Here is a 14935-nt window from a genome sequence, read left to right as displayed (position 1 = left end):
AATAAGCATGAGATAAGAAGTCTTAACCTAGATAGAAAAAACCTATTTTAGACACATTATTCATATTTTTAACGCATTTTTTATACTTGCAACACAATTATGTCAAAAAAATGGCAATTGTTTTTGCTGCCAAGAAGCTATTTTAGCCGAAACTATTTGCTTAAAATAAGTGTAGCTTGCCAGCAGGTTTTGCACTATTTGCCACCTAGTTTTGCACCAATTTATTTTTTTTCACAGGGTTTTTTAAGGGGTTCTAAAAGGGTCTTCAAAGATCATTTAAAGCCCCTTTTTATGAGTCTTTATTTTCTGTTAAAAATCACGATTTGATATGATCAATTCTTCTTGCCACAATCACATGATTTGATACCTACAATTTGTAAGATCATGAGTGCATGAGCACCATAAAATTTTGTATAATTTGTATCGTATTTTGTAAAAACTACCTCCTTTTCAAAAGATTTTCATTTTTTTAAAGGGTTCTCAAAGGGTCTTCAAAGGCCTTTAAATCCGCAGGGCGGATCAAGCTTATCGGCACCAAAGCCCCTTTCGCATCTTTCATATAATGCGTTCCTTCAAGCTCAATTGCTTTATTCATCACCAACTTCCTCCTGTGTTTTTTGAAAACGGCGAAACGGCACAACATCTCCTGAAGAAGGCGCACATCCCGCTTTTATTTGCCAACGACACCGCAAAAGTTCATGCACTAAAATGTGGTTATAGACCGCCAAGCGGCGCAAATAGTCATTCAGTTCTCGAACATCTTTCGCACTTAAAAAAATTCCATCCAATTCATGTTTTAACAAGGCAGAGCGCAAAGCAATCAAGCAATCTCTCACCATATAAGGGTTCCATTCCATCATTTTTCGCCTCCAAAATCCATATAAACAACTGTATTTGTCTCATCTGCATCACCATGAGAGCTGCCACAACGGGGCAAAACTTCTGCAACTTCCTTTTCCAAGACCGCATCCGCCTCGCTTAAACGGTGAATACTCAATTCCAATTCAAGGGATAACGCCAAATCCACACACAATTTAAGCTGTTCTCCAATCTCAAAACCGTGCTGATAATCGTCATAAAGACCAACAAGCGTATTCGATAATTCCTTAGTTACAGGGATCATGCCAATTCCTCCACGTCACGGTTTCTCCACGCCTCTTTGGCATGTTTAAGCGTCACCTCACACCCATCCCCAAGCGCTGCCATACGTGCCAACATCATGGTTTTATCAATTTGCCGTAAAGCACCAGCCTTTAAGCCAATCCCTGTCAAAAACTTTATCGCACCAACATCTTCAATCCCCCAATCATGTATGCGGGAGGCAATATCCTCACTATAGGGCTTGCGACGCTTCAGATGCATAGCCAATCGGCTTTTAATTTGCGCATAAGACGGACCATTTTGACGGTGAACCAACCGTCCAGAGATCTCATCATTGCCAACCAAAGCCAAACCCGTACCGTTGATATCAACAAAATGGCGCAACTGATTAATCGCCTCATCCGTTAAATTTTGTGCTTCATCAACAATCAACAGCGTACCACTACCAACACGCTCTAATTTCTTGCCAATAGCACGCGTTAAACGGGTGGGGTTATATTCCACCACTTCCAATTCTGCTGCCATATCATTCAAAATACCATGAACACTGCGCGTATGCGGACTAGCTGTCACAAGATAAACATGCGGACGAGTCGCACGGTAATGGCGGCAGGTTTCCGTCTTGCCATTGCCTGCATCAAGCGTAATCATCACCATACCGCCCGTACTTTACGCCAACGTTAAAGTGTCAATGATTTCATGCGCAATACGATTCTTTTGAAAGGCAGGCTTTTCGGGGATCAGTTCCAAAAGACCTGCCGTCTCTTTTAAAGCATCTACCCATTGTTGAACCTTCGCATTTTGCTTGCCTAATTGTCCAGCATAACTACCCGAATACCACTGTGAAAAGGTTCCATCAGGCATACCAATGCGCCGCGCTACTTCTGCCTTCGACCAATCATTCATACGTGCCAAAGCTCTCACCGAATCCACAAGCTCATTCCATAAAGCAATATCATCACTATTGCGGTTTTGTGCTGATCCATCAGGCTGGATTTTTGGTCGCGCCCAAGTGTTTTTATCAACTGTTGCATTTATCGCGTACTTCATGTATATTTCCTTTCTGTATTGATTTAGACATTGAAAGGGGAGAGGTTAAAACTCGCCCCTTTCTTTCTTCTTCAATGAATATCTAAAGTCGTACGCGATACTTAACCGGCCACGTTAAATCCCCCTCTCCTTGTCCTTTGGGGGCAATTTATCACTTCATGCTCCTTGCCCTATTAAGGAAAAGACACCTGAAAATTTGATCGTATTGATTGAAACTTTGAATGGATAAGATTCTTTCTCCCCTTTCTTTGTTAAATCTTCAAGCCCGTACGCGATACTTAACCGGACACTTTAAAATTTCTTCCCTTTTCCAACCCATCGTGGAAACTTAAATCACTTCATGCGCCTCAACTCTTAGGGCAAAGACACCTAAAAACTTCGTACTCTTGATTTAAATATTGAAATGGGCAAAATCCTTTTCCTTTTTGGGTGCGAAGTGCCTCTGACGTTAAAAGCCACAAAGCCCGTTGTGCTGCCGTTGCTTGCCGGATAATCGTCCCCTCGGCCTGTAAACTTTCTTCAAATGTGACATCAAAACTCCGCCCCGCACAATTAAGCGCTTTACGCCCATTTTGTGCATTATGGGCAACAATTTGCGCTCCAACATGCGCTTTGAATTCCTCAAATCCTATTGCACGCTGCCCATAATCTTCAGGCTTGGCATCAGGTTTATTCCCCGTATAAGCTCCAGCACAAAAAGGATGTTTGGAAATAGCTTCAGCTAAATCACGCCATGCTCTCTCAATTGGCTTAGATTGTCCGCTATAAGGTGTGGTCCATTGCAGTTGAACACCCAATGTCGTCAAAAGACCTTGCGGATCGTCTGGCTTAATTTTAAAGCGAAAACGATTTTGCACACCCCCCGAAATCCATTTGCTGGTAAAGGCACGACCATTATCCAAAGTCATAAGCTCCGGAATGCCATAAGTTTCCACCATATCACCAATCACCAAACGGACAATTTCCCAAGTTTCAGAATCCGATAAACGCCATGATAAAATCTTCCCAGAATAAAGATCTTGAATGGCTATCAAATAAAGACGAACAAGTTTTTCTGACCAAGGAACCCGAACAAAAACATCTAATTTATGCCCATCCATATTCACTGCTTGCAGAGCATGAAGCGTCGAACGATCACGTCGTTGTGCAGGATAAAGCTTTTTTGCCTTTTCTTCTCCCTCACGTGCTAATGTCACAACCGCTTTGGAAACTTCTTTATTGAAACGACGCCGCAAAGCCCGCTCAGAAGGAATGGGCACCCAACCTTTTTCCTGTGCAACCGCAACCATGCGCCGATAACAAGCCGAAAATGCAGGCTTAGAAGAACGTAAATAATCCGAACACAAAACTTCCCAAGCCCCCTCATGACACGGCGCAAATTGTGCACAACTCTCCTCACCATAGGAAGGCGCTAACGCTGCCAACCAATCACAACGCTCATATCCTTCTACCCTCTCGCGCCAATTAAAAACTGACCTGCGGCTTACTCCAAATTTGACCGCACTCAAGCTTGCCGCATCATGCACACCCATACCAGCTAAGAGTAAATCATCCATAAAACAAAGCGCCTTCAAACGCTCTTCACAGCGGTTTTTATGTGCCTTCGAAAGGCCATCATAGCGCAACCAAATGTCTTCTTTTTGCACGCTTTGCTCCACATTTTGCAAAACACCAATCTCTCTTTGCTGCATCAGTAAAACTGCCCGCGACCGCTCTGGCAATAAAGAGACGTGGTACTCCCAAACCGGCTTGGTTTTTCCTAAAATTTGGCGAAACAACTGTGTATTTAAACGCCATTTTTTAAGTGCGAGATTATTAAGGCCGACTTTTGTTTTTGGCAACTCTGGCAGGGCTAATGCAGCTAATTCTGCAATGCTAAACCATTCTTTCATGGCTGCCCCCGCTTAATCTTCACGGGTGTAGCCCGCATGGCTTTTAATTGCGCGGCAATCTTCCTTTGTTCCTGCTGGAGCCTAGCAATCTCTGCTAACCGCGCTTCATCCCCTTGCAATAACAATAAGCCATCTTCACTCACAACCTCATCCCACAGCCAAAACGCTCCCGTAGCGCGAACAAAAGCCTTAAAGCGTGGTAAAGAAATATCCACCTGCTTACTTTCAGCAACATAAGCATCCAAACTCGCCTTACTTAAACAGCCAATCCCCAAATAATGGGCCATGCGTTCAGCAATCACACTCCGTTCAAACGGGCATTCACGCAAAGCTTTAGCCATGGCACGTTTTATTCGTGAGCGAAATCGTTCTAAATCAATCTGTGCAACAGGCTCACGACAGGGAAAAACCGGCTGTTGAAAAAAATCAAGCTGTTGAGAACCATGCCTCTTCATGCCTGCTCCTCCCCCCGTTCTCTTGCAAGATAATCACAAAACCGCGCCTTTGTTTGCGCATCCGCTCTCTGCCAAACACCCAACAATTGGGCAAAAATCCGTTCCTGTTCATTGATTTGTGGCGGTGTATTAATGCCATTGACCAAATCAACAGCCCGCCGTAAATCCCCCTCAACCTGTTGCAAAGCAATCGCCACACGCCGCTGCGCAACCGGCTCCATCTTCGCAAGCTTCAACAATTGCGCCTGATTATCCGCCAATGCCGTGCCACGCAAAACCGCCCGCAATTCCGGCTGTAAATGCTGGGAAATGCGATTGAGGAGTTTTACCGACTCCTTCGATAAACCAATGCGATCCGCCACATGTTTGGCAAAGTGCAAACTTTGCACTTTGCCATTTAAGTCACCATCATTTGGCAAAGGGTAAACATTACCCTTTGCCACTTTGTCTCCTTCACACCCAGTTTCATTATGATCTGAAGAACCATCTTTTGGCAAAGGGTCAACTTGACCCTTTGCCACTTTATCCTTTGTATATTGATTACCGTGGTCACCACCACGTTGAATCTCCCCATACTTCTTTTCCCATAATTCGCGGTAGGTCTGGACAAACAAGGCACGGTCAATCACCGACAATTCATTGCGGAAAAGGTTTTCTGCAACCTCTAAAAGCGCGGCATTGTCCTTATCAGCTTGCACCACAACAGCATCAATTTCCCGATAACCCAAAAGCTCAGCAGCACGTAACCGGTGCGCACCAGCAATCAACGTATAATTACCTCCCTTGGCATTGGGCGTATGGCGCACTGTAATCGGATTCATCAAACCCTCTCGCACCATCGATTGCGCAAGCGCCTTGGCATGCTCATCATCTACAGGGCGAATGCGCTCAGGCACAACAATCAAATCTAAAGCAATCTCTTGAAATCGTGCCATCACGCCGCCACCTTTTCCATTTCTTTAAAAAACAAATCCATCGCACGCCCAGCCCACCTTCGATAAGCTTTGGCAAAAACAGGTTCTTCCAAACGTCGATTAATCACTTGCAAAGATAGAGAGATAGAAGTCCGCTGCCGTGCTTGTATGGCAACAATACGCCGCCGCGGCACCTCAAACTGATAATGCAGAATATGAATAACAATCTGTCGTGCTAACGCCGCATCAAATAAGCCATGTGGAGGATCAATAATATATCGTACAGGTAAATGGCGAAAACTGCTTTGCACAACCTTATAACAGCAAGCAAGCATCGTTTCTAATCGCTCAATTTCTGAGTAAGGATTGATGATCTCATCTTTTGCAGAACAGCAATTTATCTTATCTATTTTGTATTGATCTTTAGACATTGATAAACCTTTTTGTCTTATGGTATTTAAAGCTTATGGGAAATGTGTTTGAAACACGCATTCTTGCAACCAATTTTAAGCAGCATTATTGCGCAATGCACAATGGGCTACGGAATCTGTATTAGAATCTTTTGCTGCTTTGAAAATGCGATTGCGACTTTTAGGGTAGCGGTCGCTGAAGATTTGCTCAACGGGCAGGCCGATAAAATCGGCAATAGCACGTTCAGCTTTCTCGTTAGACCGTGTCCAGATATGTTGAACACTGGATGACGATAGTTGATAAGCTTTTGCAAGCTCCGCCAAGGTCATATTACGACGGCGTAGCTCGGCTAAAATACTATGGCGATCCCATATTTGGGTCATGGTCATAACTTTCGCTCCTGCTAAAACAGATGCTGCAACATCCGTCTTTGTGGGGTTAATTGTAAAATAGCTGCAATAAAAGGTATATCTACAAACGGGATATTAGTCAACCCCATTTGTAAATATTTATAATATGAAACGAAAAAAAAATGAGCCAAAAACCGCATTAGCAAGACGACTCACAGAAGTTAGAAAGCTTGTGGGCTTATCTCGTGATATATTTTCTCTTAAGATTGGTATCAGTCTTCAGGGGCTTGGAAATTACGAACGCGGCGACAGAACTCCAGACGCAACGGTTTTATCAGCATATAAAGAAAAATTTGGAGTGAACCTAAATTGGCTTTTGACTGGTGAAGATGCAATGTTTATAGACATGATGATGACTCAGGCTTTCAATATCTCTCCACCTACCATCCCTTCTGGCCTCATGAAAAAGCTTGGTCGCATAGCTTATACGACCTATCGTGATACAAAAATTAAACTCCCCCCTGAAGATATAGCGGAAATCGCGGCGGAGCTCTATGGAAAGTTGCAAGAGCTTGTTCAAAACATCAATGATACGGAAGAAGTTGAGCTTACTTTGCCTCTTCTCAAACTGCATTTAAAGCGTCAAATCGAAGCTGAAAGAGCACATATAACAACTACACAAAATACGGCTTAATGCCTCTCTAAAATGAAAAACTGATATGAAAATCTTTTTACATTAGAAAAATTATGTAACTATATGATTTATAATGATATATTGTTCATAAAAATAGATAATCACCAATAGGTGAAAATCTTTTTTGCTTTTTTGGTCATTTTGGGTTGTTTTTGGAGTTGCTTTTACGATTTGTCTGATTTTTTTCAAAGGTCTTTCAAAGCCGGTTTTCTGGGCTTTCACAGACTTTTTAAAATTCTTCAAAGGATTTTCAAAGACTTTTCAAAGCCTCATTCCCTTTTTGCTGAAAAATTCCGATTTTTATGATTTTTGGCTCTTTTGAGCAATTTTAGGTGTCAAAATTTAATTTTACAAAACGCGCATTTAATGGTAAAAATTGTACATAAAAACAACAAATTACCACATATTCCTAACTAATCCCACCTCTTCCCACTTAGTGCAAAACATACTACCAAACCACAGCTCTCCTGCTACAAGCAGAATTCTATAAAATAAAAGTACACCCATCCTTTTACAGCTGTCTTGTTTACAAAAAAACTCATTGTAAAAATTAGAAACAGCCCTCTTTAATTACTTCTAAAATAAATTCTTTTCGTCTATAAAAGAGAATTATGCTTCCTACAAATAAGCTAACGGGGGTTTGTTATTGTTTTTCTTACCCTTTCGTAAAAGTTTACATCACAATAGCAGAACTAATAAGTAAGCTTTTTACTTTTATTCAAGATAAAAAACACTGGACATTTTGCGAACCCTAAAATCTATCAACATTTTATATGATAGGATAACGAGAAAGAAAATCGATAACGCCTTTTTTATAGACATTATCTCCCACAGCAAGCATATGATCTCGATCGGGAATTGGTAACACTTCACCATGAGGCAACAAAGCGGCTAACGGCTCTGCTTCACCGCTAATTTCATCTAATGAACCAACGGCAACAAGTGCAGGTTGCTTAATTTTATAAACCTCAGAGGCTGTTAACTCCTGTTTTGATGTAATAACACAAGCAGCCAAAGCACGTCTATCACTTTTAGTTTTATCTGCAAATTTACGAAACATCAAACCGCGCGGATTGGTAATAGTAGAAATATCTTTTGCTAAAAGAGCTTCAGCGACAGGTTGCCAATTCCCTGCTCCTGTTACCATACCAATACCTAAACCACCAAAAATGACGCTGTGTACATATGTTGGATACAAAAGAGCCATAAATGCGCTAATTCGAGCCCCCATAGAATATCCCATGACATGTACTTTAGATAACTCTAAATGCTGCAATAATCTTACGGCATCATACGCCATAGCTTGAGGTGTATAAAAAGAAGGGTCATAACTTTTAGCAGAATCTCCATGACCACGGTTATCAAGGGCAATAACACGATATCCCGCTTCAGTAAGAGTACGAAACCAACCCGTTGCATACCAATTCACCCATGCAGAAGATCCAAAACCATGAATCAACAAAATGGGAGTTCCCTGCCCTTCTTCTCGATAAGCAAATCGCAAACCATTATATTCAAAAAAATGAATATTTTCCGCTATCATTTTTTATTGCCTTCGCACTTTCCACAAATAGTAGGATGAATAACACGTTGTCCCTTCTGTATTTGTTTTTTAGAAACTTCACCGGCATTAAGCTCAAGAGCAAAAGTCGCAGGCACTCCTGATGAAATAATATTAGTTGAAAACGGTGAAGTTTTTTCAATAATTGACACAATAACCCCTTCAGCATTTAAAAAAATCATATCTAAGGGCAAAGGTGTATTTGCCATCCACATAAAAAATTCCTGCTTATCCTTTAACTGCTTACTTTCTTGCTTTCTAAAGAGCATTGCGCGATCACGTGGAAAATGAGTGCGATACATTAAACCAGCTGCCGCTTGGGACTGCGTAAAAGCAATCTCTACTTTGTAAGAGATCTTACCTTGATTTGTTTGTATTTCCAAAGGAATTGGATGAACAGGGATTTCTATGGGTTGCTTCGCTATAACTACACTTATTTTTAACAAGAAAAACAGCACCAATACAACGATACGCCTTCTCTCAAAAGGTTTTAATATTTTTATCTTCACCACAAATAACTCTTTAAATTTTGTTATTAAAATAAAAACACCTAAATTTTAAAAGTAAAAAATTACAAGAATCTATCTTCTTATCGTACTCAATGCAATATTTGAATCCGTTTTATTTTATTTACGGATTGACAGACAAACTTCCTCTTACACATGCTAACCTTAATACCGCTTACATCCACTGGATCCTCTCTTTAAAAAAAGGGATCGTATAACTTCAATACTGCAATTCAATGCGTAGCAAACGGAATCCCTATATCTGGATAAATCTCTGCTGTCATCAAGCCTTTTTCCCCTTTACCAAAACGCACAAGAACAACTTGACCAGAACGTAGCTCTGCTAAACCAAAACGACGCAACGTTTCCATATGAATAAAAATATCTTCTGTTCCTTGCCCGCGACTAAGAAAACCGAAACCTTTATCGCGATTAAACCATTTAACAATTGCACGCTCTAAACCACTTTCTGGAGTCACAACAATATGTGTACGGGCTGGAATTTCTGACGGATGAACCGCCGAAGAACAGTCTATGGATTTCACTTGAACGCACTTCAATCCCCGCTCAGTTTTTTCCACAGCACAGACAACTTTAGCACCTTCTAAAGCTGTCCGAAAACCATCCCTGCGCATTACCGTAACATGCAATAATATATCGGGAAAATTAGGCAAATCAGGTACAACAAAGCCATACCCTTTACTACCATCAAACCACTTAATGACACCACTAATTTCAATAATCTCACCACAAGCACTTACACTGTCCTCAGATAGGGAACAATCCTTTAATGCATCTTTACTCGTCATAATAAAACGTGATCCTGTAGCTCTAAATTGTATGATATTGATTCTCTACGCTTAAGTAAACATTGCTATTACATCAACACGCAAGCCCCAAGATAAGATTTCCCCACATTGTCGTATCTCTTAGTGTTAATATCAACACGAATATTCACAAAAGTATTTGATCGTATGCTCCATATATCTTACAGTGGATCGCTCAGAAAGAAGCTAATACAAAAGGTTTTTTACACAAATATTTTCATGCATGAATGTGTAGCTTGCATGATAAAGAAGTTCAAGATAAGGTATAAAAATTACAATTAATATTAAGGAAAGTGCGCAATGCAATTGAAAAAAATCCTTACTAGCCTTGTAGCTATCATGGCACTTGTAGCAAATGTCTATGCGAGTGAACCTATTAAAATTGGTGTTTACCTTCCGTTAAGTGGTCAAAATGCATTTGGAGGTCAGCTTGAAATTAGAGGCATACAGTTGGCACATAAAAAAATCCCAGAAATATTGGGACGTAAAGTAGAGCTTATTGTTATTGATAATAAATCTGATAAAGTAGAAGCTGCCAATGCTGTTATGCGTTTAACTGCGAGTGAAAATGTTAGTGGAATTATAGGTAGTTATGGCTCTTCGCTATCGTTGGCTGGTGGGGAGATATCGGAAAAAGCAAAGACTCCAGCTATTGCGACTTCCTCAACGAATCCGCTTATTACACAGGGTAAAAAATACTATTTTCGCGCTTGCTTTATTGATTCTTATCAAGGTATAGGGATTGCAACTTATGTAAGTCAAACTTTACAGGCAAAAAAGGCAGCTATACTCAAAGATATATCAAGCGACTACGCAATTGGCCTTGCGAGTTATTTTACGCGTGCTTTCAAAAAATTAGGTGGTGAAGTTATCTCAAATTTAAACTATAATTCCGGAGATCAGGATTTTTCAGCTGTTCTAACACAGATTATAGCACAAAAACCTGACATCTTGTTTATTCCATCCTACTTTTCTGAAGGTGCCATTATCATGAAACAAGCGCGCGAGCTAGGTGCAAAGTTTCAAATTATGGGTGGAGATGCTATGGATAATCCAGAAACTGTTACAATTGCCGGAAAAGCTTCAGAAGGCTTCTTACATACAACACTTCCCTATAGTGAAAACATGCCGAATATGTCAGCAGCTGCGCAAGAATTTACAAATGAATGGAGAGCAGCTTATCCTGATAAAGAGCCAAATATCAATTCTGTTTTGGGATACACGAGTTATATGATGTTCATGAAAGCTATTGAAAATGCTGGCAGTGCTGATCGTGAAAAGATCACGATAGAACTTAGCAAATTAAAGGGTTTTCAAACACCCTTTGGTGATATGTCTATGGATGAAAATCATAATCCCAAAATTCCTATTGGTATAATTGAAATAAAAGATGGGAAACGTGTCTATTTAGATGAAGTTAAACCTGCTTTTTGAAAAGTCAGAAATTTTGCTAATGCTAATAAAAATACAATAATTGGTTGGGGATTTTTTTCAACTAAATCTGAGAGTTTTTTATTTTATCCTATGTGAATTAACAAATGTGGAAGGACAAGAGATGAGCACTGAAATGTTCATCCAATATTTTTTTAATGCACTGGCATTGGGATCTCTTTATGGGCTTATCGCTATTGGTTACACCATGGTCTATGGTATACTGAGACTCATTAATTTTGCTCACGGTGACATCTTTATGTTGGGAGCATATTTTGTTTTCTTTTCCACAATTAGCTTTATGCCTGCTTGGGCTGCACTTCTCCTTTTGCTGTTAGCAGTTTTCATTTATTATTCGGTGTTTATAGGGTTTAAAAAACGCCCTCCAATTTATTGGATCGCTGTCTTTTCTATCCTTATTCTAGGGTTAATTTATTATTTTAAAATTGCTCCACAAGATTTTGCACCTATTTGGATCTTAGCTATCTGTTTTTCAATTTTTATCACAAGTGCAGTGGGCATTACTGTTGATCAATTCGCTTATAAGCCTCTGCGTCATGCTCCGCGTATTTCAGCGCTTATTGGTGCAATAGGAGTTTCCTTTTTTATTGAAAATCTCGCTACTGTACTTTTTAGCGGTATCCCCAAAGGAGTGAAACAACCAGATTTTCTTGTAAAGCCGATTCTGTGGCATGTGGGACAAAACTCAGAGGGAATCATTAGAATTGCTCCCATGTCTCTGATCGTTCCCACTATTTCATTTCTTCTTATTGTGTTACTGCTGTGGATTATCCATAGAACAAAACCTGGTCTTGCTATGCGTGCAATCTCACACGATATCGAAACGACTCGTTTGATGGGTGTATCTGTCAATAAAGTCATTGCATTCACATTTGGGATAGGATCAGCACTTGCCGCTATTGCAGGCATCATGTGGTCTCTGCGCTACCCTCAAATTCAACCTTATATGGGAGTTCTTCCAGGACTCAAAGCATTTATCGCTGCCGTTATCGGAGGTATTGGCTCAATTCCAGGAGCAATGTTAGGTGGATTATTATTAGGGTTTATTGAAATTATGATTATCGCATTCTTTCCTACGCTATCTGGATACAGAGATGCCTTCGCTTTTATTTTATTGATTCTGATTTTATTGGTAATGCCCACTGGATTAATGGGCAAAAAAAGTCAGGAGAAAATCTAATGGCAAAATCAGCTACAACTTTTCTGTCCTGTATCAGTATTTTGCTTCTTATTAGTTTTTTGTTTTATGCTGATAATCATTTTAATGACTATACACTTCGTATCATCAATCTTATTGCCATTAATGCGATATTGGCAATTTCGCTTAATTTGATTTATGGTTTTACTGGTATGTTTTCTCTAGGCCATGCTGGCTTCATGGCCATCGGTGCTTATGTATGTGCAATTTTACTTCTTTCCCCTGAACAAAAAGAAATGATGTGGATTCTCGAACCTATAGCTGAACCGTTGCTTCATCTACAATTACCTTTTTTTGTTGCTGTTGTTGTAAGTGGTCTGTGCGCTGCAGTTGTGGGTTTATTGATTGCTCTTCCTATATTGCGTCTTGGTGGCGACTATCTTGGAATTGCAACATTAGGCTTTGCAGAAATTATTCGGATTGTCATTACAAATACTACATTCTTAACAAATGGCTCTTTGGGAATTAAGGGAATACCGCAAAATGCAACATTATGGTGGAACTATGGTTGGTTGGCATTTACGGTTACCTTTATTATTCTCTTACTACGAAGCAATACTGGTAATGTATTGCGTGCTATTTGTGATGATGAAATCGCGGCGAAAACAATGGGGGTTAACGCTTTTTTCTACCGGAGCTTTTCCTTTACTGTTGGTGCATTTTTTGCAGGTATAGGAGGAGCATTGATGGCTGCTCTTATTTCAACTATCGATCCCAAAATGTTTAATTTTCTCCTAACATTTAATATTTTGATGATTGTTGTTGCTGGTGGTCTTGGTTCAATTACAGGGAGCATTATTGGGAGTATTATTATTACAGTCATGCTTGAATGGCTCCGCATTATTGAAAGTCCTTTTGACTTAGGTTTTTTACATATTCCAGAAACACCAGGGCTTCGTATGGTCGTTTTTTCTCTTTTGTTGCTGGTAATTATCTTATTTTGGAGAAAAGGATTGTTGGGACAACGTGAATTCTCATGGAATGGCATTTATAGATTTTTGGCACGCAAGAATTTCTCTAATACTGAGGGAAAATCATGAGCGACACCATCCTTTCACTCAATAATATCGTAATGCGTTTTGGCGGTTTGGTTGCTGTAAATAACATTAATATGGTAATCAAACGAGGAACAATTACTGGATTAATTGGTCCGAATGGAGCTGGAAAAACAACTGTTTTTAACATGATTTCCGGATTTTATGCTCCCACAAGTGGAACAATTCTTTTTGATGAGAAAAAAGTTTCTGGAGCACCTCCTTATATTATCTGCAGGCGCCATATTGCACGAACATTTCAAAATATTCGTCTTTTTTCTGGGTTAACGGTCTTGCAAAATGTTATGGTGGGGGCTCATGTCCGACAAAAATGTCCATGGTTTGCTTCCGCTCTGTTTTTGCCAAAAGCAATAAAAGAGGAAAGAGAAGTCCATAAAAATTCAATGGAACTTCTTAAACGGCTACAACTTGATCATCTTGCCAATCAATCTGCAATAACTCTGCCATATGGTGTGCAAAGACGTCTAGAAATTGCGCGCGCTCTAGCAACAAAGCCTAAATTACTGCTTCTTGATGAACCTGCTGCTGGTATGAATCCACAGGAAAGTGAAGACCTTAAAAAATTTATAGCAAAAGTACAGAAAGACTTTGATCTTACAGTTCTGCTTATAGAACACGATATGAAAGTTGTTATGGGGCTTTGTCAATATATTTGGGTAATGGAATACGGCTGTTGTATTGCCAATGGCACACCAGATGAAATTCGTAACAACCCTAAAGTTATTGAAGCCTATCTTGGCGGAGATGTTTATGGATATTCTTAAAATCAAAAATCTTCACGTTCATTATGGTGCCATTAAAGCTATCCAAAACCTTTCTATGTCTATAAAAAAGGGAAGTATAGTAACTTTAATCGGTGCCAATGGAGCAGGAAAAAGCAGCATTGTACGCTCTATTACAGGACTTAACCGATACGTGTATGGAGAAATCACGTATAAAAATGAATCAATTATTAAAAAATCCCCAGAAAAAATTTTGCGATTGGGTATTGCCCTAAGTCCTGAAGGACGACGCATTATGCCTCATCTCACTGTTTTAGAGAATCTACACCTAGGTGCTTATATTCGCCATGATAGGCTAGGAATTGCTCGTGATATTGAATGGGTATTTGATCTCTTTCCACGCCTACGTGAAAGAGCAAAACAATTGGGAGGAACGATGTCTGGTGGTGAGCAACAAATGCTTGCTGTGGGCCGTGCACTCATGAGTAATCCTGACATGGTAATATTAGACGAACCCTCTCTGGGTTTAGCACCACTTCTTGTAAAGGAACTTTTTTCAATTATCCGAAAAATTAACGATATGGGAAAAACCATCCTTCTTATTGAGCAAAATGCATTTGCAGCACTTTCTATTGCTGACTATGCTTATATTCTAGAGGTAGGACATGTTTTATTTCACGGTGAAGGCAAAACTATGCTTTTTGATCCCCGTGTTAAAGAAGCATATCTTGGTGGATGAAAAACACA

General features: G+C 39.9%; 16 protein-coding genes and 2 pseudogenes. 6 read left to right on the top strand and 12 right to left on the bottom strand.

Annotation, left to right across the window (positions count from 1 at the left end; genetic code table 11):
• Window positions 1-469: 469 nt before the first annotated feature.
• From V4P57_RS04290 to V4P57_RS04250, 9 genes and pseudogenes are all read right to left on the bottom strand, one after another.
• On the bottom strand, window positions 470-595 hold the full coding sequence (locus V4P57_RS04290; protein WP_455466858.1) for a hypothetical protein: 126 nt from the start codon (window positions 593-595) through the stop codon (window positions 470-472).
• The gene (locus V4P57_RS04285; RefSeq protein WP_455466966.1) at window positions 588-857 is read right to left on the bottom strand and encodes a hypothetical protein; all 270 of its coding nucleotides are present in this window, start codon (window positions 855-857) and stop codon (window positions 588-590) included. The genes V4P57_RS04290 and V4P57_RS04285 overlap by 8 nt, the downstream gene beginning before the upstream one ends.
• On the bottom strand, window positions 857-1123 hold the full coding sequence (locus tag V4P57_RS04280; RefSeq protein WP_455466857.1) for a hypothetical protein: 267 nt from the start codon (window positions 1121-1123) through the stop codon (window positions 857-859). The genes V4P57_RS04285 and V4P57_RS04280 overlap by 1 nt, the downstream gene beginning before the upstream one ends.
• Window positions 1120-2151 (bottom strand): annotated as a pseudogene (locus tag V4P57_RS04275) (AAA family ATPase). Before V4P57_RS04275 ends, V4P57_RS04280 begins: the two are co-directional and overlap by 4 nt.
• Before the next feature lie 413 nt (window positions 2152-2564).
• Window positions 2565-4043, bottom strand: a pseudogene (locus tag V4P57_RS04270) (transposase domain-containing protein); the annotation flags it as partial.
• Window positions 4040-4498: a hypothetical protein gene (locus V4P57_RS04265; protein WP_455466856.1), complete on the bottom strand. Its 459-nt coding sequence runs from the start codon at window positions 4496-4498 to the stop codon at window positions 4040-4042. The gene V4P57_RS04265 and the pseudogene V4P57_RS04270, both read right to left, overlap by 4 nt.
• A complete protein-coding gene (locus tag V4P57_RS04260; protein ID WP_455466855.1) occupies window positions 4495-5433 on the bottom strand; it encodes a ParB/RepB/Spo0J family partition protein in 939 nt (312 codons plus the stop codon). Before V4P57_RS04260 ends, V4P57_RS04265 begins: the two co-directional genes overlap by 4 nt.
• The gene (locus tag V4P57_RS04255; protein WP_455466202.1) at window positions 5433-5843 is read right to left on the bottom strand and encodes a hypothetical protein; all 411 of its coding nucleotides are present in this window, start codon (window positions 5841-5843) and stop codon (window positions 5433-5435) included. Before V4P57_RS04255 ends, V4P57_RS04260 begins: the two co-directional genes overlap by 1 nt.
• A gap of 75 nt (window positions 5844-5918) precedes the next feature.
• Window positions 5919-6212 (bottom strand): helix-turn-helix domain-containing protein, encoded by a 294-nt coding sequence (locus V4P57_RS04250; RefSeq protein WP_455466854.1) that lies wholly within the window; start codon window positions 6210-6212, stop codon window positions 5919-5921.
• 127 nt (window positions 6213-6339) lie between these two features.
• Between V4P57_RS04250 and V4P57_RS04245 the strand changes: the two genes are divergently transcribed.
• Window positions 6340-6867: a helix-turn-helix domain-containing protein gene (locus V4P57_RS04245; RefSeq protein ID WP_455466853.1), complete on the top strand. Its 528-nt coding sequence runs from the start codon at window positions 6340-6342 to the stop codon at window positions 6865-6867.
• Between the two features lie 769 nt (window positions 6868-7636).
• Here the strand turns inward: V4P57_RS04245 and V4P57_RS04240 are convergent.
• The 3 genes from V4P57_RS04240 to V4P57_RS04230 all read right to left on the bottom strand — a co-directional run bounded on the left by V4P57_RS04240 (window position 7637) and on the right by V4P57_RS04230 (window position 9743).
• Entirely contained in the window at window positions 7637-8410 is a 774-nt protein-coding gene (locus V4P57_RS04240) for an alpha/beta fold hydrolase (protein ID WP_455466852.1), read from the bottom strand.
• The gene (locus tag V4P57_RS04235; RefSeq protein ID WP_455466965.1) at window positions 8407-8925 is read right to left on the bottom strand and encodes a DUF192 domain-containing protein; all 519 of its coding nucleotides are present in this window, start codon (window positions 8923-8925) and stop codon (window positions 8407-8409) included. The genes V4P57_RS04240 and V4P57_RS04235 overlap by 4 nt, the downstream gene beginning before the upstream one ends.
• Before the next feature lie 242 nt (window positions 8926-9167).
• The gene (locus tag V4P57_RS04230; RefSeq protein ID WP_455466851.1) at window positions 9168-9743 is read right to left on the bottom strand and encodes a cold-shock protein; all 576 of its coding nucleotides are present in this window, start codon (window positions 9741-9743) and stop codon (window positions 9168-9170) included.
• A gap of 318 nt (window positions 9744-10061) precedes the next feature.
• On the opposite strand from V4P57_RS04230, the gene V4P57_RS04225 reads away from it, so the two are divergent.
• From V4P57_RS04225 to V4P57_RS04205, 5 genes are all read left to right on the top strand, one after another.
• Window positions 10062-11195, top strand: coding sequence for an ABC transporter substrate-binding protein (locus V4P57_RS04225; RefSeq protein ID WP_455466850.1), 1134 nt, complete (start codon window positions 10062-10064; stop codon window positions 11193-11195).
• A 121-nt stretch (window positions 11196-11316) separates the two neighbouring features.
• Window positions 11317-12393, top strand: a complete 1077-nt coding sequence (locus tag V4P57_RS04220; RefSeq protein ID WP_455466849.1) for a branched-chain amino acid ABC transporter permease — start codon at window positions 11317-11319, stop codon at window positions 12391-12393.
• On the top strand, window positions 12393-13451 hold the full coding sequence (locus V4P57_RS04215) for a branched-chain amino acid ABC transporter permease (RefSeq protein ID WP_455466848.1): 1059 nt from the start codon (window positions 12393-12395) through the stop codon (window positions 13449-13451). Before V4P57_RS04220 ends, V4P57_RS04215 begins: the two co-directional genes overlap by 1 nt.
• Window positions 13448-14230, top strand: coding sequence for an ABC transporter ATP-binding protein (locus V4P57_RS04210; RefSeq protein ID WP_455466847.1), 783 nt, complete (start codon window positions 13448-13450; stop codon window positions 14228-14230). Before V4P57_RS04215 ends, V4P57_RS04210 begins: the two co-directional genes overlap by 4 nt.
• Complete coding sequence (locus V4P57_RS04205) at window positions 14217-14927, top strand: ABC transporter ATP-binding protein (RefSeq protein ID WP_455466846.1); 711 nt, start codon at window positions 14217-14219, stop codon at window positions 14925-14927. Before V4P57_RS04210 ends, V4P57_RS04205 begins: the two co-directional genes overlap by 14 nt.
• Window positions 14928-14935: the final 8 nt, after the last annotated feature.

The organism is Bartonella sp. B39 (assembly GCF_053795145.1).
Note: the sequence above shows the minus strand (reverse complement) of the source record. Positions and strands in the feature narration are given on the sequence as shown.